Source organism: Pseudomonas sp. SGAir0191 (assembly GCF_002812565.2).
Lineage (GTDB): Bacteria > Pseudomonadota > Gammaproteobacteria > Pseudomonadales > Pseudomonadaceae > Aquipseudomonas > Aquipseudomonas parafulva_B.
In genome coordinates this window covers 3782398-3801219 of record NZ_CP025035.2, presented here as the reverse complement: position 1 = coordinate 3801219, position 18822 = coordinate 3782398, and the positions used below count along the sequence as shown (strand labels likewise).

Sequence of the window (18822 nt, the reverse complement as noted above, 5' to 3'; positions counted from 1 at the left end):
CGGAGATGGACATGACAGCGCTCTACATGATCATTGGTACGCTCGTCGCCTTGGGTGTGCTGGTCACCTTCCACGAGTTCGGCCACTTCTGGGTGGCGCGTCGCTGTGGCGTGAAAGTGCTGCGTTTCTCGGTGGGCTTCGGTACGCCGCTGGTGCGCTGGCATGATCGTCAGGGCACCGAGTTCGTCATCGCAGCCATTCCGCTGGGCGGCTACGTGAAGATGCTCGACGAGCGCGAAGGCGATGTGCCCCCTGCGCTGGTGGACCAATCGTTCAATCGCAAGCCGGTCGGCCAGCGCATCGCGATCGTTGCCGCCGGGCCGGTCGCCAACTTCCTGCTGGCCATCTTCTTCTTCTGGGTATTGGCAATGCTGGGCAGCCAGCAGATCCGGCCGGTCATCGGCACCGTCGAGACGGGTAGCCTGGCGGCGGCTGCAGGGCTGACGGCCGGCCAGGAGATCGTCTCGGTGGACGGCAAGCCGACCAACGGCTGGTCGGCAGTCAACCTGCAGTTGGTGCGCCGCCTGGGTGAGAGTGGCACGCTGAACATCGGTGTGCGCGATGAGGGCAGCAGTGCCGAGCAACAGCGCCAGGTGAAACTCGACCAGTGGTTGAAAGGCGCCGATGAGCCTGATCCGATTCGCTCGCTGGGCCTTGAACCCTGGCGCCCGGCCATCGTGCCGGTGCTGGCCGAGATCGACCCCAAGGGGCCGGCTGCGGCTGCTGGCTTGAAAACCGGTGACCGGTTGCTAGGCATCGGCGGCCAGTCGGTGAGCGAATGGCAGCAGGTGGTCGATAGCGTGCGCGCGCGGCCCGGCGCCCAGGTGGTGGTGCGTCTGGAGCGTGACGGTGCGCCGCTGGACATACCGGTGACGCTGGGTGCGAAGGGCGAGGGTGAGGCCGCTGCAGGCTACCTGGGAGCGGGCGTCAAGGGCGGTCAATGGCCGGCCTCGATGCTGCGCGAAGTCAGCTATGGGCCGGTGGAGGCGGTAGGTGAAGGCCTGTCGCGCACCTGGAACATGAGCGTGCTCACGCTCCAGTCACTGAAGAAAATGCTGTTCGGTGAGCTCTCGGTAAAAAACTTGAGTGGACCGATAACCATTGCTAAAGTGGCGGGCGCTTCAGCCCAGTCCGGCGTGGGGGATTTCCTGAATTTCCTGGCCTACCTGAGCATAAGCCTGGGGGTTCTTAACCTGCTGCCCATCCCGGTACTGGATGGGGGGCACTTGCTGTTCTACCTGGTTGAATGGGCGCGCGGTCGTCCGTTGTCTGATCGGGTACAAGGTTGGGGGGTCCAGATCGGTATCAGTTTGGTCTTGGGGGTGATGCTGCTCGCCCTGATCAACGATCTGGGTCGACTATAAAAGCTTCGCTCAATTGCGAAACCTGTCGTTCATGACGGCAGGTTGTTTATTGCCAGTTGGAATAAAAGGACTTCATGAAACGTCTGTTGCTAACTGCGGTGCTCTCCGCACTGATGATCGCTGAAGTTCACGCCGAGTCCTTCACCATCTCCGATATCCGCGTCAACGGCCTGCAGCGGGTTTCCGCGGGCAGCGTCTTTGGTGCCTTGCCCCTCAACGTGGGCGACCAGGCCGATGACCGGCGCCTGGTGGAGTCGACCCGCTCGCTGTTCAAGACCGGGTTCTTCCAGGACATCGAGCTGAACCGTGATGGCAACGTGCTGATCATCAATGTGGTCGAGCGCCCGTCGGTGTCGAGCATCGAGATCGAAGGCAACAAGGCGATCAGTACCGAAGACCTGATGAAGGGCCTGAAGCAATCGGGCCTGGCCGAAGGCGAGATCTTCCAGCGTGCCACCCTCGAAGGCGTGCGTAACGAGCTGCAGCGCCAGTACGTGGCCCAGGGCCGTTACTCGGCCGAGGTCGACGCCGAGGTGGTGCCGCAGCCGCGCAACCGTGTGGCCCTGAAGATCAAGATCAACGAGGGCACCGTCGCTGCCATCCAGCACATCAACATCGTTGGCAACAACGTGTTCGATGACGACACCCTGGGGCAGCTGTTCGAGCTCAAGACGACTAACTGGTTGTCCTTCTTCAAGAACGACGACAAGTATGCCCGTGAAAAACTGTCCGGTGACCTGGAACGTCTGCGTTCCTACTACCTGGACCGCGGCTACATCAACATGGACATCGCGTCCACCCAGGTGTCCATCACGCCTGACAAGAAACACGTCTACATCACCGTCAACATCAACGAAGGCGAGAAGTACACCGTCCGTGACGTGAAGCTCTCCGGTGACCTCAAGGTGCCGGAAGACCAGGTCAAGTCGCTGCTGCTGGTGCAGCCAGGCCAGGTGTTCTCGCGCAAGGTGATGACCAGCACGTCCGAGCTGATCACCCGTCGCCTGGGTAACGAAGGCTATACCTTCGCCAACGTCAACGGCGTGCCTCAGCCAAACGACCAGGATCACACCGTGGACATCATGTTCGTGGTCGATCCGGGCAAGCGTGCCTACGTCAACCGCATCAACTACCGCGGCAACACCAAGACCGAAGACGAAGTGCTGCGCCGCGAAATGCGTCAGATGGAAGGCGGCTGGGCATCGACCTACCTGATCGACCAATCCAAGACCCGCCTTGAGCGCCTGGGCTTCTTCAAGGACGTGAACGTCGAGACCCCACCGGTACCGGGTACCGACGACCAGGTCGACGTGAACTACAGCGTCGAAGAGCAGGCCTCCGGTTCGATCACCGCCAGCGTCGGCTTTGCCCAGAGCGCGGGCCTGATCCTGGGTGGCTCGATCAGCCAGAGCAACTTCCTGGGTACCGGTAACAAGGTGTCCGTTGGCCTGACCCGGTCCGAGTACCAGTCGCGATACAACTTCGGCTTCGTTGATCCCTACTTCACTGCCGATGGCGTGAGCCTGGGTTACAACGCCTTCTACCGCAGCACCGACTACGACGACCTCGACGTCGACGTGGCGAGCTATGCGGTGGACAGCCTGGGTGCCGGTGTGAGCCTGGGTTACCCGATCAGCGAGACGTCGCGCCTGACCTATGGGTTGAGTGTGCAGCAGGACAAGCTGAAGACGGGTAAGTACACCGTTGACGAGATCTTCGATTTCATCAACAAGGAAGGCGAGAACTTCACCAACTTCAAAGCCTCGATCGGCTGGTCCGAATCGACGTTGAACAAAGGGGTGCTGGCAACACGTGGTCACTCGCAGAGCCTGAGCCTTGAAACCACAATTCCAGGCAGCGACTTGTCGTTCTACAAGCTGGACTACCGTGGCCAGCTGTTCAAGCCACTCAGCCAGAACTACACCCTGCGTCTGCACACTGAACTGGGTTACGGTGACGGCTTCGGTGGTACCTCCGGCCTGCCGTTCTATGAGAACTACTACGCGGGTGGCTTCAACTCCGTTCGCGGCTTCAAGGACAGCACCCTGGGGCCACGCAGTACCCCAAGTAAAAACAATCCGGTGAACGGCACTATCGAAGACCCTGACCAAGACCCGCTTCCATTCGGTGGCAACGTCCTGGTCCAGGGCGGCGTCGAGTTGCTGTTCCCGCTGCCGTTCGTCAAGGACCAGCGGTCCCTGCGTACCTCGGTCTTCTGGGACGTGGGTAACGTGTTCGACACCAACTGCGGTAAAAAACCGGACTGCGCTAAGGTCGGCTTCTCCGACATGGCCAGTTCGGTCGGTCTTGGCGTGACGTGGATCACGGCCTTGGGCCCGTTGAGCTTCAGCCTGGCGATGCCGATCAAGAAGCCGGACGAGGCAGACACCCAGGTGTTCCAATTCTCTCTGGGCCAGACCTTCTAAGGTCGGCCCTTGCTTAACGACAACGGTTTATCCAGGAGTTCATCGTGCGCAAGTTGACCCAAATGGCCGTAGTGGCCGCGGCGCTGGTCGCCACCCCGGCTTTCGCCGAAATGAAGGTTGCCGTTCTGAACTATCAGATGGCACTGCTCGAGTCCGATGCCGCCAAGAAGTACGCCGTGGATGCCGAAAAGAAGTTCGGCCCTCAGCTGACCAAGCTCAAGGGCCTGGAAAGCAGCGCCAAGGGCATCCAGGATCGCCTGATCAAGGGCGGCGACAAGATGCAGCAGCAGGAGCGTGAGCGCCTGGAGCTCGAGTTCAAGCAGAAGGCCCGCGACTTCCAGTTCCAGTCCAAGGAGCTGAACGAAGCCAAGGCCGTTGCCGACCGTGACATGCTCAAGCAGCTCAAGCCCAAGCTGGACGGCGCTGTCGAGGAAGTGATCAAGAAGGGCGGTTACGACCTGGTGCTCGAGCGCGGTGCGGTCATCGATGTCAAGCCTCAGTACGACATCACCCGCCAGGTTATCGAGCGTATGAACCAAGCCCGTTGATATGACCGTGACCATGACGCTTGGCCAACTGGCCGAGACCCTCGGGGCCACCCTCAAGGGTCCCGAGACGCTGCAGATCACAGGCCTTGCCACCTTGCAGGAGGCCGGGCCGGGTCAGTTGAGCTTTCTTGCCAACCCGCAGTACCGCAAGTACCTGGACGAGAGCCAGGCGGCTGCCGTGCTGCTCAAGGCGGCCGATGCCGAGGCGTTCGCCGGTCATGCCCTGATCGTTGCCGACCCCTACCTGGCGTATGCCCGCATTTCCCACCTCTTCGACCCCAAACCCAAGGCTGTGGCGGGGATTCACCCCAGCGCCGTGGTGGCCGGGGATGCCCAGGTGGATGCGACGGCCAGTATCGGGCCTTTCGCAGTCGTTGAAAGCGGTGCGCGCATTGGCGCCCATGTCACCATCGGCGCCCATTGCTTCATCGGTGCCCGCTGCGTGATCGGCGAAGGGGGCTGGCTGGCGCCGCGGGTCACGCTGTATCACGATGTCACCATTGGCAAGCGAGTGGTTATCCAGTCCGGCGCAGTGATCGGTGGTGAAGGCTTTGGCTTTGCCAACGAAAAAGGCGTGTGGCGCAAGATTGCCCAGATTGGCGGTGTGAGCATTGGTGACGATGTGGAGATCGGTGTGAACACGGCCGTGGACCGTGGCGCGCTGTCCGACACCTGCATCGCCGACGGCGTCAAGCTCGACAACCAGATCCAGATTGCCCACAACGTGCAGATCGGGGAGCATACGGCCATGGCCGCATGCGTGGGTATCTCCGGCAGCACGCGTATCGGCAAGCATTGCACCATCGCCGGTGGCGTGGGCATGGTCGGTCACATCGATGTCTGCGACAACGTTTTCGTGTCCGGGATGACCATGGTGACCCGCTCGATCACCGAGCCGGGTGGCTATTCTTCCGGTACTGCCATGCAGCCTCTGGCTGACTGGCGCAAGAGCGCCGCGCGCATCCGCCACCTGGACGACATGGCCAAGCGTCTCCAGCAGCTGGAAAAACGCATCGATACCGTGACCTCAGGTGGGCAGCCGACATCAGAAGGCTGATACCATTTCCTGAGCAAGAGTGAACAGTCGCTAGCTGGCTCCTCTTTGGATTGCAAAAGGAGCGTGTGGTCAGCACCTGCGCTCCCTATTCTTATACAGGCTTCCCCCCCGAAATGATGGACATCAACGAGATTCGCGAATACCTGCCTCACCGTTACCCGTTCCTGTTGGTGGACCGCGTGACGGATCTGGATTACGAGGCCCAGAGCATTCGTGCCTACAAGAATGTCAGCATCAACGAGCCGTTCTTCAACGGCCACTTCCCGGCGCACCCCATCATGCCCGGCGTCCTGATCATCGAAGCCATGGCCCAGGCGGCCGGCATTCTCGGTTTCAAGATGCTCGATGCCAAACCTGCCGACGGCACCTTGTACTACTTCGTCGGCTCCGACAAGCTGCGTTTCCGTCAGCCGGTGCTGCCGGGTGACCAGCTGGTGCTGGAAGCGAAGTTCCTGAGCCGCAAGAGCATGATCTGGAAGTTCGAATGCCGTGCCCTGGTCGACGGCAAGGCAGTATGCTCGGCCGAAATCACCTGTGCGGAACGCTCCCTATGAATTCGATTGATCCTCGGGCCATCATCGACCCTTCGGCCAAGCTGGCCGAAGGCGTCGAGGTGGGCCCTTGGTCGATCGTTGGCCCCGATGTCGAAGTCGGGGAGGGCACCGTCATCGGCCCACACGTTGTGCTCAAGGGGCCGACCCGGATCGGCAAGCACAACCGTATCTTCCAGTTTTCCTCGATTGGCGAAGACACCCCGGACCTCAAGTACAAGGGTGAGCCGACTCGCCTTGTGATCGGCGATCACAACGTTATCCGTGAAGGCGTCACGATCCATCGCGGTACCGTGCAGGATCGCGCCGAAACCACCGTCGGCGACCATAACCTGATCATGGCCTATGCCCACATTGGCCATGACAGCGTGATCGGCAGCCACTGCATCCTGGTCAACAACACCGCGCTGGCGGGCCATGTGCATGTGGGCGACTGGGCGATCCTGTCCGGGTTCACCCTGGTGCACCAGTATTGCCACATCGGTGCCCATGCGTTTTCCGGCATGGGCACGGCCATCGGCAAGGACGTACCCGCGTTCGTCACCGTTTTCGGCAGCCCCGCCGAAGCGCGCAGCATGAACTTCGAAGGCATGCGCCGCCGTGGTTTCAGCGACGAAGTAATCCATGTGCTGCGTCGTTGCTACAAGATCGTCTACCGCCAGGGCCTGACGGTGGAGGATGCATTGCGCGAACTCGAAGCGCCGGCAGCGCAGCATCCGGAGGTCGAGCTGTTCCGCCAGTCGATCGTGAGTTCGGCCCGCGGCATCACTCGCTGACATGGCCCAGCTCTGCGTAGCCCTGGTCGCGGGTGAAGCCAGCGGCGACATTCTCGGTTCCGGCTTGATGCGCGCCTTGAGGGCGCGCCATCCCGATGTGCGCTTCATCGGGGTCGGTGGCCCGCTCATGGAAGCCGAAGGCCTGCAATCCTACTTCCCCATGGAGCGCTTGGCCGTCATGGGGCTGGTCGAGGTGCTTGGTCGCCTGCGTGAATTGCTCAAGCGTCGCAAGCTGCTGGTCCAGACCCTGATCGAGCAGAAGCCGGACGTGTTCATCGGTATCGATGCGCCCGACTTTACCCTGGAGATCGAACTCAAGCTGCGCCAGGCGGGGATCAAGACCGTCCATTACGTCAGCCCATCAGTGTGGGCATGGCGGCAGAAGCGTGTGTTGAAAATCCGTCAGGGCTGCGACCTGATGCTGACACTGTTGCCGTTCGAGGCCCGCTTCTATGAAGAACAGGGCGTGCCGGTGCGATTCGTAGGCCACCCCCTGGCCGATACCATTGCCCTGCAGGCGGATCGGCCCGCAGCGCGCGCCGCCCTGGGGCTGGGCGATGGCCCGGTGGTCGCCCTGATGCCCGGCAGTCGTGGGGGCGAAGTCGGGCGCCTGGGTGCGCTGTTCCTGGATGCGGCGCAACGTCTGCAGCAGCAAGTGCCCGGTGTGCGCTTCGTGCTGCCTTGTGCCAACGACGCCCGCCGCGCGCAACTGGAGCAGATGCTCGAGGGGCGCGACTTGCCGTTGACCCTGCTTGATGGCCGCTCGCACGAGGCACTGGCCGCCTGTGACGCCGTTCTGATCGCATCGGGTACGGCCACCCTGGAAGCGCTGCTGTTCAAGCGGCCCATGGTGGTTGCCTATCGCCTGGCGCCGCTGACCTACTGGATACTCAAGCGGCTGGTCAAAAGCCCCTACGTGTCCTTGCCCAACCTGCTGGCGCGCCGTGCGCTGGTGCCTGAGTTGCTGCAAGACGCCGCGACCAGCGAAGCGCTGGTCGATGCGCTGCTGCCCTTGCTGCGCGACGGCACCGGACAAACCGACTCGTTCGACGAGATTCACCGCACCTTGCGCCGGGATGCCTCCAACCAGGCCGCCGACGCTGTGCTGGCCCTGCTGGAGAAACGCTGACATGCAGTTCGGTCTGGATTTCAATCTGGTCGAAGACCTGGTCGCCGGCGTCGACGAAGTGGGCCGCGGCCCCCTGTGTGGTGACGTGGTGACGGCTGCCGTGATCCTGGATCCGGCACGCCCAATCCTTGGGCTCAACGACTCGAAGAAGCTGACCCAGGCGCGCCGCGAAGCCTTGTTCGATGAAATTTGCGACAAGGCCCTGAGCTTTTTCATTGCCCGCGCCGCGGTCGAGGAAATCGATCGCCTCAACATCCTGCATGCCACCATGTTGGCCATGCAGCGCGCGGTGGAAGGTTTGCACATCACCCCGAACATGGCCTTGATCGACGGCAATCGCTGCCCGCAGCTGTCGGTACCATCGGCGTCGGTCGTGCAGGGGGACGCCAAAGTGCCTGCGATCGCGGCCGCTTCGATCCTGGCCAAGGTCACGCGGGATCGCGAGATGGGCGCCTTCGACCTGATCTACCCCGGCTACGGCATGGGCGCGCACAAAGGCTACCCGACGCCGGTGCACCTGGAGGCGCTGGCACGGCTCGGACCCACACCCATTCATCGTCGATCGTTTGCGCCCGTGCGTGCCGCCTGGGGTGAGCGTGAGGCTGTGACAGCCTCGTTGATCTGATACCCGCCGTTCCGTACCCAGGGTGCTCCAGGCCCTGCGTGGCCGGGCCGTGCGACTTACCCTGCACCCGCTCAGGTAGCCCTGCCGTCGCACGGCGGCAACCGGCGCCCAAAACCCCTGCCCAATTGAGCTACAATCGCGCCCTTGTCGTTTAGCACTGCTACAGGATCATTCATGTCGGTTTCCTTCGTTCACCTGCGCGTCCACTCCGAATTCTCGCTGGTCGACGGTCTGGTCCGGATCAAACCGCTGGCCAAGGCGCTGGCCGGGATGAACATGCCTGCGGTGGCGATCACTGACCAGAGCAACATGTGCTCGCTGGTGAAGTTCTACAAGGCGGCCATGGGGGCGGGCATCAAGCCGATCTGTGGTGCGGACCTGTGGTTGGCCGGCGAAGATGCACAGGCGCCACTGTCGCGCATCTGCTTCCTGGCCATGAACCCCCAGGGTTACCGTAACCTGACCGAGCTGCTCTCCCGGGGCTGGACCGAGGGCCAGCGCAATGGCCTGGTCATCATCCAGCGTGACTGGATTGCAGCGGCCAGTGAAGGTCTGATCGCGCTGTCGGCGGGCAAGGAAGGTGACATCGGCATGGCGTTGCTGGGGGGGCGCAGCGAGGAGGCGCAAGCGCTGCTGGAGGACTGGATGGCCATGTTCCCCGAGCGCTTTTATGTCGAAGTCCAGCGCACCAGTCGCCCCAGGGACGAAGAGTACGTGCATGCCGCCGTGGCCCTGGCCGATCGGCTGGGTGCGCCGATGGTGGCCACCAACGATGTGCGTTTCATCAAGCAGACCGATTTTGACGCCCACGAGACCCGGGTGTGCATCGGTGAAGGCTGGACACTGGACGATCCGCGTCGCCCGCGCCTGTACAGCGACCAGCAATACCTCAAGTCGGCCGAGGAGATGGCCGAGCTGTTCAGCGACCTGCCGGACGCCCTGGCCAACACCGTCGAAATCGCCAAGCGCTGCAATATCCAGGTGCAACTGGGCAAGTACTTCCTGCCCGACTTCCCGACGCCCAATGGCATGGGGATCGATGATTACCTGCGGCACGTGTCCCACGAAGGGCTGGAAGAACGCCTGGCGGTGCTGTGGCCGAAAGAGACCACGCCCGACTACGAGCAAAAGCGCCAGGTGTACCTGGACCGCCTCAAGTTCGAGCTGGATATCATCATCCAGATGGGCTTCCCCGGCTACTTCCTGATCGTGATGGACTTCATCAAGTGGGCCAAGAACAATGGCGTACCGGTGGGGCCTGGCCGGGGGTCGGGTGCAGGTTCGCTGGTGGCCTACGTGCTCAAGATCACCGACCTCGACCCACTGGCCTACGACCTGCTGTTCGAGCGCTTCCTGAACCCTGAACGGGTGTCCATGCCCGACTTCGACGTCGACTTCTGCATGGACGGTCGGGACCGGGTGATCGACTACGTGGCAGAGGCCTACGGGCGTAATGCCGTGAGCCAGATCATCACCTTCGGCACCATGGCGGCCAAGGCCGTGGTGCGCGACGTGGCGCGCGTGCAAGGCAAGTCCTACGGCCTGGCCGATCGTCTGTCGAAGATGATTCCGTTCGAAGTGGGCATGACCCTGGAGAAGGCCTACGAGCAGGAAGAAATCCTGCGCGATTTTCTCAAGGGTGACGAAGACGCTCGTGAAATCTGGGACATGGCCCTGAAGCTCGAAGGCGTCACGCGCGGTACCGGCAAGCATGCCGGTGGCGTGGTCATCGCGCCGACCAAGCTCACCGATTTCTCGCCCATCGCCTGCGACGAAGAGGGCGGCGGCCTGATCACCCAGTTCGACAAGGACGACGTGGAGGCGGCGGGCCTTGTGAAGTTCGACTTCCTCGGCCTGCGCACCCTGACCATCATCAAGTGGGCGATGGAGATCATCAACCGTGAGCAGGCCAAGAAAGACCTGCCCGACCTGAACATCGACTTCATCCCGCTCGATGACCGCAAGACCTACGAACTGTTGCAGAAGGCCGAAACCACGGCGGTGTTCCAGCTCGAGTCGCGCGGCATGAAAGAGCTGATCAAGAAGCTCAAGCCCGACTGCCTCGAAGACCTCATCGCCTTGGTGGCATTGTTCCGTCCCGGCCCGCTGCAGTCGGGGATGGTGGACGACTTCATCAACCGCAAGCACGGCCGTGCCGAGCTGGCCTACCCGCATCCGGACTATCAGTACGAAGGCTTGCAGCCGGTGCTGGCGCCGACCTACGGCATCATCCTGTATCAGGAACAGGTGATGCAGATTGCCCAGGTCATGGCCGGTTACACCCTGGGCGGCGCCGACATGCTGCGCCGGGCGATGGGCAAGAAAAAGCCCGAGGAAATGGCCAAGCAGCGTGGCGGTTTCATCGAAGGCTGTGCCAACAATGGAATCGATGGGGATCTTGCAGGCAACATCTTCGACCTGGTAGAGAAGTTCGCAGGCTACGGCTTCAACAAATCTCATTCGGCGGCCTATGGCCTGGTGTCCTATCAGACGGCCTGGCTCAAGACCCACCACCCGGCACCGTTCATGGCGGCGGTGCTGTCGGCGGACATGCACAACACCGACAAGGTGGTGGTGCTGGTCGAGGAAGTGCGCACCATGAAGTTGCGTCTGGATGCGCCAGATGTGAACTTCTCGGACTTCAAGTTCACCGTCAACGACGATGGCCGCATCGTCTATGGCCTAGGCGCGATCAAGGGCGTAGGCGAGGGGCCTGTGGAGGCGATCGTCGAGGCCCGTGCCGAGGGCGGCCCGTTCAAGGATCTGTATGACTTCTGCGAGCGCATCGACCTCAAGCGCGTCAACAAGCGCACCCTCGATGCGCTGGTGCGCAGTGGCGCGCTGGACCGGCTCGGCCCGCACTTTCACGACGAGATCAAGGCCTACCACGCCCACATCGACATCAATCGGGCCATCCTGCTGGCCGCACTGGGCGATGCCATCAAGGCGGCCGAGCAGACGGCCCGCACGGCCGATAGCGGCCACATCGACCTGTTCGGGGGCATGTTCGACGAACCGGACGCCGACGTGTATGCCAGTTACCGCAAGGCGCGGCCACTGACACTCAAGGAGCGGCTCAAGGGCGAGAAGGACACGTTGGGCCTTTACCTCACCGGCCACCCGATCGATGAATACGAGACTGAAATCCGCCGCTTCGCGCGCCAGCGCATCATCGACCTCAAGCCGTCGCGCGAAACCCAGACCATTGCCGGCATGATCATCGCCCTGCGGGTCATGAAGAACAAAAAGGGCGACAAGATGGGGTTCGTCACCTTGGACGACAGGTCTGGGCGTATCGAGGCCTCGCTGTTTGCCGATGCCTATATCACGGCCCAATCACTGTTGCAGAACGATGCGATGGTGGTGGTCGAAGGTGAGGTCAGCAACGACGATTTCTCGGGTGGCCTGCGGCTGCGGGTCAAGCAGGTGATGACCTTGGAGGATGCCCGCACCAAGCTGGCCGAGAGCCTGCGCCTGAAGGTCGCCCACGAGGCGCTCAAGGGCGATCGCCTCAAGTGGCTGGGTGAGCTGATCACTCGTCACCGCGGCGCCTGCCCGATCACGCTGGAATACACCGGCAGCGATGCCAAGGCGATGCTGCAATTTGGCGACCAGTGGGCCATCGACCCCGCAGACGGGCTGATTCAGACCCTGCGTGACCAGTTCGGACGTGAGAACGTCTTTTTGCAATACCGTTGAGCCGCTCAACATTTAATCTCGACCTGAAGGCGCCTGATCCCTTAAGGTATGGCGCCAAACGGATCAACCGGCCGGCCGCCTGGCCGTAGACCCAAGACGGATGACTATGAACCCGAACTTTCTCGACTTCGAACAGCCGATTGCCGACCTGCAAGCCAAGATCGAAGGCCTGCGCCTGGTAGGCAACGACAATTCGCTGAACATCAGCGATGAAATTGCCCGTCTGCAAGACAAGAGCAATACCCTGACCGAAAGCATCTTCGGCAACCTGACCAGCTGGCAGATCGCTCGCCTGGCACGTCACCCGCGTCGTCCCTACACCCTGGACTACCTGCAGCACATCTTCACCGAATTCGAAGAACTGCACGGCGATCGCCACTTCTCCGACGATGCCGCCATCGTTGGCGGTACCGCACGCCTGGACGGCAAGCCAGTCATGGTCATCGGGCACCAGAAGGGCCGCGAAGTGCGGGAAAAGGTTCGCCGCAACTTCGGCATGCCCCGCCCCGAGGGCTACCGCAAGGCGTGCCGCCTGATGGAAATGGCCGAGCGTTTCCGCATGCCGATCCTGACCTTCATCGACACGCCGGGTGCCTATCCAGGCATCGATGCCGAGGAACGTAACCAGAGCGAGGCCATCGCCTGGAACCTGCGCGTGATGGCGCGCCTGAAGACGCCCATCATCGCCACGGTAATCGGTGAAGGCGGGTCGGGCGGCGCGCTGGCCATTGGCGTGTGCGACCAGCTGAACATGCTGCAGTACTCCACCTACTCGGTCATTTCGCCCGAAGGCTGCGCTTCGATCCTGTGGAAGACGGCCGACAAGGCTGCCGATGCCGCCGAGGCCATGGGCATCACGGCTGAGCGCCTCAAGAGCCTGGACATCGTCGACAAGGTCATCCCGGAGCCACTGGGTGGCGCTCACCGTGATCCTGCCGCCATGTCCGAAAGCATCCGCGCCGAGCTGGTGGAGCAGCTGGACATGCTCAGCGGCTTGGACCACGACGCACTGTTGGCGCGCCGTTATGATCGCCTGATGAGCTACGGCGTCTGATCGCCCTTGGGGCCGTCTGTCGGTCCCCTTGGTGAGCCTGTATTCCAGGCTCACCGGCATCTGTCCCCAGGTTGATCGAAGCTTCGATGATTGATCTCGCCCCCTGGCTTTGCGCCCGCACCTGGTACGTCGCCCTCTCTGGCGGCCTCGATTCCACCGTCCTGCTGCATTGGCTCGCCGCCTACGCCCGTAGCCATCCTGCACCGCCGCTACGCGCGATTCACATCAATCATGGCCTGCAACCCGTCGCGCAGGCGTGGCCTGACCATTGCCAGCGTCTCTGCTATGACCTGGGTGTCGAGCTGCAGGTCATCGAGGTCGACGTCGCCCCAGGCGCGAGCCTGGAGCAGGCTGCCCGTCAAGCCCGTTACGCCGCGTTCGAGGATGTATTGGCGGCAGGTGACATGCTGTTCACCGGCCAGCACCGCGACGATCAGGCTGAAACGCTGCTGTTTCGTCTGCTGCGGGGCGCGGGGTTGCGTGGCCTTGCGGCGATGCCGAGGGAGCGGGCGCTAGGGCAGGGCAGGCTGGTCAGGCCGTTGCTTGGTTGTTCCCGGCAACAGTTGCAAAGCTATGCTCAGGCGCATGCGTTGGGCTGGGTCGAGGACCCTTCGAATGCCGATACACGGTTTGCCCGCAACTATCTGCGCAGGGAGGTCTTGCCGTCCCTTGGGCAGCGCTGGCCGCAAGCCGGGCAGAACCTGGCCCGTGCCGCCGAACACCTGGGCGAAGCCCTGAGCCTGCTGGACGAGCTGGCCGAGAACGATCTGGCGCCTGTGCGCCAGGGCGCTCCTGCTGCTTGGCCTGGGCTCGATTCGCTGGACCTGGCCGGCCTGCTCGCGCTTTCACCTGCCCGCCAGCGCAATGCGTTGCAGTATTGGCTCAGCCACCGAACCCGGTTGCCCGACACGCGCCACTGGGCCGGCTGGGCGGACCTGCGCGACGCCGCCGGCGATGCCTGCCCCGTATGGCAACTGGCCGATGGCCAACTGGTGCGCAGCCAGGGGCGCATCTGGTGGCTGAGCGGCGACTGGTTGCAAACGCCCTGTAAGGCCATGGAGTGGGAAAACGCCGATCAGCCGTTGGCCTTGCCTGGCAACGGTAGCGTGCGACTTGTTGGCGCAGGCGCGCTGACGGGCCTGCGTATCGGCTACCGTCAGGGCGGTGAATGGCTGGATATCCCAGGGCGCGGGCGACGTGATCTCAAGCGCTTGCTCAATGAACTGCACGTGCCGCATTTTCTGCGCCTGCGCCTGCCGCTGCTCTACCAAGGCGAGCGGCTGCTGGCGGTGGCCAACCTGCCCGGTCTGGCCCAGGGCGATTACTGCCTGCACTGGCAGTTGCCGACCAGCGCGCAAGGTTTGAGCTAGTGGGTACATTCGGGTAGACTACCCTCCCTTCTTGATACAGCTTCTGTGGGTTCCGCGAAAACACAGGAGTTGCCGATTACCAAGCAGTTTTTTGCTGGGCTGATTCTTAGAAATGACGAGCGAGCGCCCTGCCAGGGTTACCCCTGGTCTGTACACACGCGGCAGTTTTTCGAGATGCACTGTGATTGACGCAGGTGATCGGGGGCGTTTGCCCTCCTTCGCTATCTCCGGCGGCGCTGGCCGCTTTAACGCAGACTTCTAGGGTTTTTCATGACGCGCTACATATTCGTCACGGGCGGTGTTGTTTCTTCATTGGGGAAAGGCATTGCCTCGGCTTCCCTGGCGGCCATCCTGGAGGCGCGGGGCCTGAAGGTCACCATGCTCAAGCTGGATCCGTACATCAACGTCGACCCAGGCACCATGAGCCCGTTCCAGCACGGTGAAGTATTCGTCACCCAGGACGGCGCCGAAACCGACCTGGACCTGGGCCACTATGAGCGGTTCATCCGCACCACCATGACCCAGAACAACAACTTCACCACCGGCCGCGTCTACGAGCACGTGCTGCGCAAGGAACGCCGTGGTGACTACCTGGGCGCGACCATCCAGGTCATCCCGCACATCACCGATGAAATCAAGCGCCGCATCATCAAGGGTGCAGGCGATGCCGATGTGGCCCTGGTCGAGATCGGCGGCACCGTGGGTGACATCGAGTCCCAGCCGTTCCTCGAAGCCATTCGCCAGCTGCGCGTGGAAGTAGGCTCCAAGCGCGCGATGCTGATGCACCTGACGCTGGTGCCTTACATCGCCACCGCCGGTGAAACCAAGACCAAGCCGACCCAGCACTCGGTCAAGGAACTGCGCTCCATCGGCCTGCAGCCTGACGTGCTGATCTGCCGCTCCGATCATCCTGTCGATGCATCCTCGCGCCGCAAGATCGCCTTGTTCACCAACGTTGAAGAGCGTGCGGTGATTTCGCTGGAAGACGTCGACACCATTTACAAGATTCCAGGTGTCTTGCATGCCCAGGGCCTGGACGACTTCGTCGTCGAGCGTTTCGGCCTGCAGTGCACGGGTGCCGACCTGTCCGAGTGGGACAAGGTGGTCGACGCCAAGCTCAACCCGGAGCATGAAGTCACCATCGCCATGGTCGGCAAGTACATGGAGCTGCTCGATGCGTACAAGTCGCTGATCGAAGCGATGAGCCACGCGGGCATCACCAACCGCACCAAGGTCAACCTGCGCTACATCGATTCCGAAGACATCGAGAACCAGGGTACCAGCCTGCTCGAAGGCGCCGATGCCATTCTGGTCCCCGGTGGGTTCGGTCTGCGCGGTGTCGAAGGCAAGATCACGGCGGTGCAATACGCCCGTGAGAACAAGGTGCCGTACCTGGGTATCTGCCTGGGCATGCAAGTGGCCGTCATCGAGTTCGCCCGTAACGTGATGGGCTGGAGCGACGCCAACTCCACCGAGTTTGATCGCGACAGCGGCCACCCGGTCGTCGGCCTGATCACCGAGTGGGCAGATGCCACCGGCGCGGTCGAAACCCGCAGCGAGGCGTCCGACCTGGGTGGCACCATGCGCCTGGGCGCCCAGGACTGCCAGCTGGCTGCAGGTTCCAACGTGCATGCGTGCTATGGCAAGGACATCATCACCGAGCGCCACCGTCACCGCTACGAAGTGAACAACAACCTGCTGCCGCAACTGGTGGACGCGGGCCTGGTGGTTTCCGGTCGTTCCGAAGACGGTGCCCTGGTCGAGGTGGTGGAGTCCAAGGACCACCCCTGGTTTGTCGCCTGCCAGTTCCACCCGGAGTTCACCTCCACCCCACGCGATGGCCACCCGCTGTTCAGTGGCTTCGTCAAGGCGGCGCTCGCCCAGAAGAACAAGGCCTGATCCATGCCCCAGAAGATCATCCGCGTCGGTCACATCGATATCGCCAACGACAGGCCATTCGTCCTGTTCGGTGGCATGAACGTTCTGGAATCCCGCGACCTGGCCATGGAGGTGTGCGAAGAGTACGTGCGGGTTACCGAAAAGCTCGGTATCCCGTATGTGTTCAAGGCCAGCTTCGACAAGGCCAACCGGTCCTCGGTCACCTCCTACCGCGGCCCTGGCATGGAAGAAGGCCTGAAGATCTTCGAGGAGATCAAGCGTACCTTCAACGTGCCGGTGATTACCGATGTGCACGAGCCTTACCAGGCCGAGCCGGTAGCCAAGGTCTGCGACATCATCCAGTTGCCGGCTTTCCTGTCGCGCCAGACCGACCTGGTGGTGGCGATGGCAAAGACCGGCGCGGTGATCAATATCAAGAAGGCCCAGTTCCTCGCACCCCAGGAGATGAAACACATCCTGACCAAGTGCGAAGAAGCCGGTAATGACCAGTTGATCCTGTGCGAGCGTGGTTCGAGCTTCGGTTACAACAACCTGGTCGTGGACATGCTCGGCTTCGGTGTCATGAAGCAGTTCGAATACCCGGTGTTCTTCGACGTGACCCATGCCCTGCAGATGCCGGGTGGTCGTGCCGACTCCGCTGGCGGGCGCCGCGCTCAGGTGACCGACCTGGCCAAGGCTGGCATGAGCCAGGGGCTGGCAGGGCTGTTCCTCGAAGCTCACCCCGATCCGGACAACGCCAAGTGCGACGGCCCGTGTGCCCTGCGCCTGGACAAGCTGGAGCCATTCCTGGCTCAGCTCAAGCAACTGGATGACCTGGTGAAAAGTTTTCCGACGGTAGAAACCGCGTAAAGCACTTTTCTCGGGTAAAGTACCGTCCGATTCACCCCTGACCACTCGGTCAGGGGCTCCCTTCGCCGGGCCTGCCACAGCATCCTCGTCCGGTGAACGGCAAGAATTTTCTAAGCTGCGTTGTTTTCGTCAATTCTGGAGTGCTTACAACAATGGCAAAAATCGTCGACATCAAAGGTCGTGAAGTTCTCGATTCGCGTGGCAACCCCACCGTGGAAGCCGATGTACTGCTCGACAACGGCATCATCGGCAGCGCGTGCGCGCCGTCCGGTGCTTCCACCGGCTCGCGCGAAGCGCTGGAGCTGCGTGATGGCGACAAGAGCCGTTACCTGGGCAAGGGTGTGCTGAAGGCTGTCGCCAACATCAATGGCCCGATCCGCGACCTGCTGCTGGGCAAGGATCCTTCCGACCAGAAGGCCCTGGACCACGCCATGATCGAGCTGGACGGTACCGAGAACAAGGCCAAGCTGGGCGCCAACGCGATCCTGGCCGTGTCCCTGGCGGCTGCCAAAGCGGCTGCCCAGGATCAGGACCTGCCCCTGTACGCCCACATTGCCAACCTTAACGGCACTCCAGGCCAGTACTCGATGCCGGTACCGATGATGAACATCATCAACGGTGGCGAGCATGCCGACAACAACGTCGATATTCAGGAGTTCATGGTCCAGCCGGTGGGTGCCAAGACCTTCTCCGACGGCCTGCGCATGGGGACCGAGATCTTCCATCACCTCAAGGCCGTGCTCAAGGCCCGTGGCCTGAACACTGCCGTCGGTGACGAAGGGGGCTTCGCCCCTAACCTGGCCTCCAACGAAGACGCCCTGGGCGCCATCGCCGAAGCCGTCGAGAAAGCCGGCTACAAACTGGGCACCGACGTGACCCTGGCCCTGGACTGCGCCGCCTCCGAGTTCTATGAAGACGGCAAGTACAACCTGTCCGGCGAAGGCAAGTCGTTCGACGCCGAAGGCTTTGCCGACTACCTCAAGGGCCTGACCGAGCGCTTCCCGATCATTTCGATCGAAGATGGCCTGGACGAGTCCGACTGGGCTGGCTGGAAAATCCTCACCGACAAGATCGGCGAGAGGGTGCAACTGGTCGGTGACGACCTGTTCGTGACCAACACCAAGATCCTCAAGGAAGGCATCGAGAAGGGCATCGGTAACTCGATCCTGATCAAGTTCAATCAGATCGGCTCGCTGACCGAGACCCTGGAAGCCATCCAGATGGCCAAGGCCGCCGGTTACACGGCCGTGATCTCCCACCGCTCGGGTGAAACCGAAGATTCCACCATCGCCGACCTGGCCGTGGGTACTGCGGCCGGTCAGATCAAGACGGGCTCGCTGTGCCGCTCCGACCGCGTGTCCAAGTACAACCAACTGCTGCGTATCGAAGAGCAACTGGGTGCCAAGGCGGTTTACCGTGGCCGTACCGAGTTTCGCGGCTAAGCAAGAGATGGTAAAAAGACAGCAGCCGGAGCT

At 62.2% G+C, this 18822-nt stretch carries 14 protein-coding genes; all 14 read left to right on the top strand.

The genetic code is table 11. The features are described from left to right. The first annotated feature begins 11 nt into the window (after window positions 1-11). The 14 genes from rseP (at window position 12) to eno (ending at window position 18789) form a co-directional block, all read left to right on the top strand. A complete protein-coding gene (gene rseP / locus CWR53_RS17040) occupies window positions 12-1364 on the top strand; it encodes an RIP metalloprotease RseP (protein ID WP_100852668.1) in 1353 nt (450 codons plus the stop codon). A gap of 74 nt (window positions 1365-1438) precedes the next feature. Further along, complete coding sequence (gene bamA / locus CWR53_RS17035) at window positions 1439-3790, top strand: outer membrane protein assembly factor BamA (RefSeq protein ID WP_100852102.1); 2352 nt, start codon at window positions 1439-1441, stop codon at window positions 3788-3790. Window positions 3791-3834: 44 nt separating this feature from the next. Beyond that, entirely contained in the window at window positions 3835-4338 is a 504-nt protein-coding gene (locus CWR53_RS17030; RefSeq protein ID WP_023534153.1) for an OmpH family outer membrane protein, read from the top strand. Between the two features lies 1 nt (window position 4339). After that, window positions 4340-5395: a UDP-3-O-(3-hydroxymyristoyl)glucosamine N-acyltransferase gene (lpxD, locus tag CWR53_RS17025; protein ID WP_100852101.1), complete on the top strand. Its 1056-nt coding sequence runs from the start codon at window positions 4340-4342 to the stop codon at window positions 5393-5395. A 113-nt stretch (window positions 5396-5508) separates the two neighbouring features. Next, a complete protein-coding gene (gene fabZ / locus CWR53_RS17020) occupies window positions 5509-5949 on the top strand; it encodes a 3-hydroxyacyl-ACP dehydratase FabZ (protein WP_023534097.1) in 441 nt (146 codons plus the stop codon). Beyond that, a complete protein-coding gene (lpxA, locus tag CWR53_RS17015; protein WP_100852100.1) occupies window positions 5946-6722 on the top strand; it encodes an acyl-ACP--UDP-N-acetylglucosamine O-acyltransferase in 777 nt (258 codons plus the stop codon). Before fabZ ends, lpxA begins: the two co-directional genes overlap by 4 nt. 1 nt (window position 6723) lies before the next feature. Then, window positions 6724-7851, top strand: a complete 1128-nt coding sequence (lpxB, locus tag CWR53_RS17010; RefSeq protein WP_100852099.1) for a lipid-A-disaccharide synthase — start codon at window positions 6724-6726, stop codon at window positions 7849-7851. 1 nt (window position 7852) lies between these two features. Next, window positions 7853-8476, top strand: coding sequence for a ribonuclease HII (gene rnhB, locus CWR53_RS17005; protein ID WP_058603716.1), 624 nt, complete (start codon window positions 7853-7855; stop codon window positions 8474-8476). 174 nt (window positions 8477-8650) lie between these two features. Further along, the gene (gene dnaE, locus CWR53_RS17000; RefSeq protein WP_100852098.1) at window positions 8651-12175 is read left to right on the top strand and encodes a DNA polymerase III subunit alpha; all 3525 of its coding nucleotides are present in this window, start codon (window positions 8651-8653) and stop codon (window positions 12173-12175) included. A gap of 106 nt (window positions 12176-12281) precedes the next feature. Continuing rightward, the gene (locus tag CWR53_RS16995; RefSeq protein WP_058605311.1) at window positions 12282-13229 is read left to right on the top strand and encodes an acetyl-CoA carboxylase carboxyltransferase subunit alpha; all 948 of its coding nucleotides are present in this window, start codon (window positions 12282-12284) and stop codon (window positions 13227-13229) included. An 86-nt stretch (window positions 13230-13315) separates the two neighbouring features. Continuing rightward, window positions 13316-14599, top strand: a complete 1284-nt coding sequence (tilS, locus tag CWR53_RS16990; RefSeq protein ID WP_100852097.1) for a tRNA lysidine(34) synthetase TilS — start codon at window positions 13316-13318, stop codon at window positions 14597-14599. Window positions 14600-14869: 270 nt separating this feature from the next. Continuing rightward, window positions 14870-16498, top strand: a complete 1629-nt coding sequence (locus CWR53_RS16985) for a CTP synthase (protein ID WP_058605313.1) — start codon at window positions 14870-14872, stop codon at window positions 16496-16498. Window positions 16499-16501: 3 nt separating this feature from the next. After that, the gene (gene kdsA / locus CWR53_RS16980; protein WP_100852096.1) at window positions 16502-17347 is read left to right on the top strand and encodes a 3-deoxy-8-phosphooctulonate synthase; all 846 of its coding nucleotides are present in this window, start codon (window positions 16502-16504) and stop codon (window positions 17345-17347) included. Between the two features lie 152 nt (window positions 17348-17499). After that, complete coding sequence (eno, locus tag CWR53_RS16975; protein WP_100852095.1) at window positions 17500-18789, top strand: phosphopyruvate hydratase; 1290 nt, start codon at window positions 17500-17502, stop codon at window positions 18787-18789. Window positions 18790-18822 lie beyond the last annotated feature (33 nt).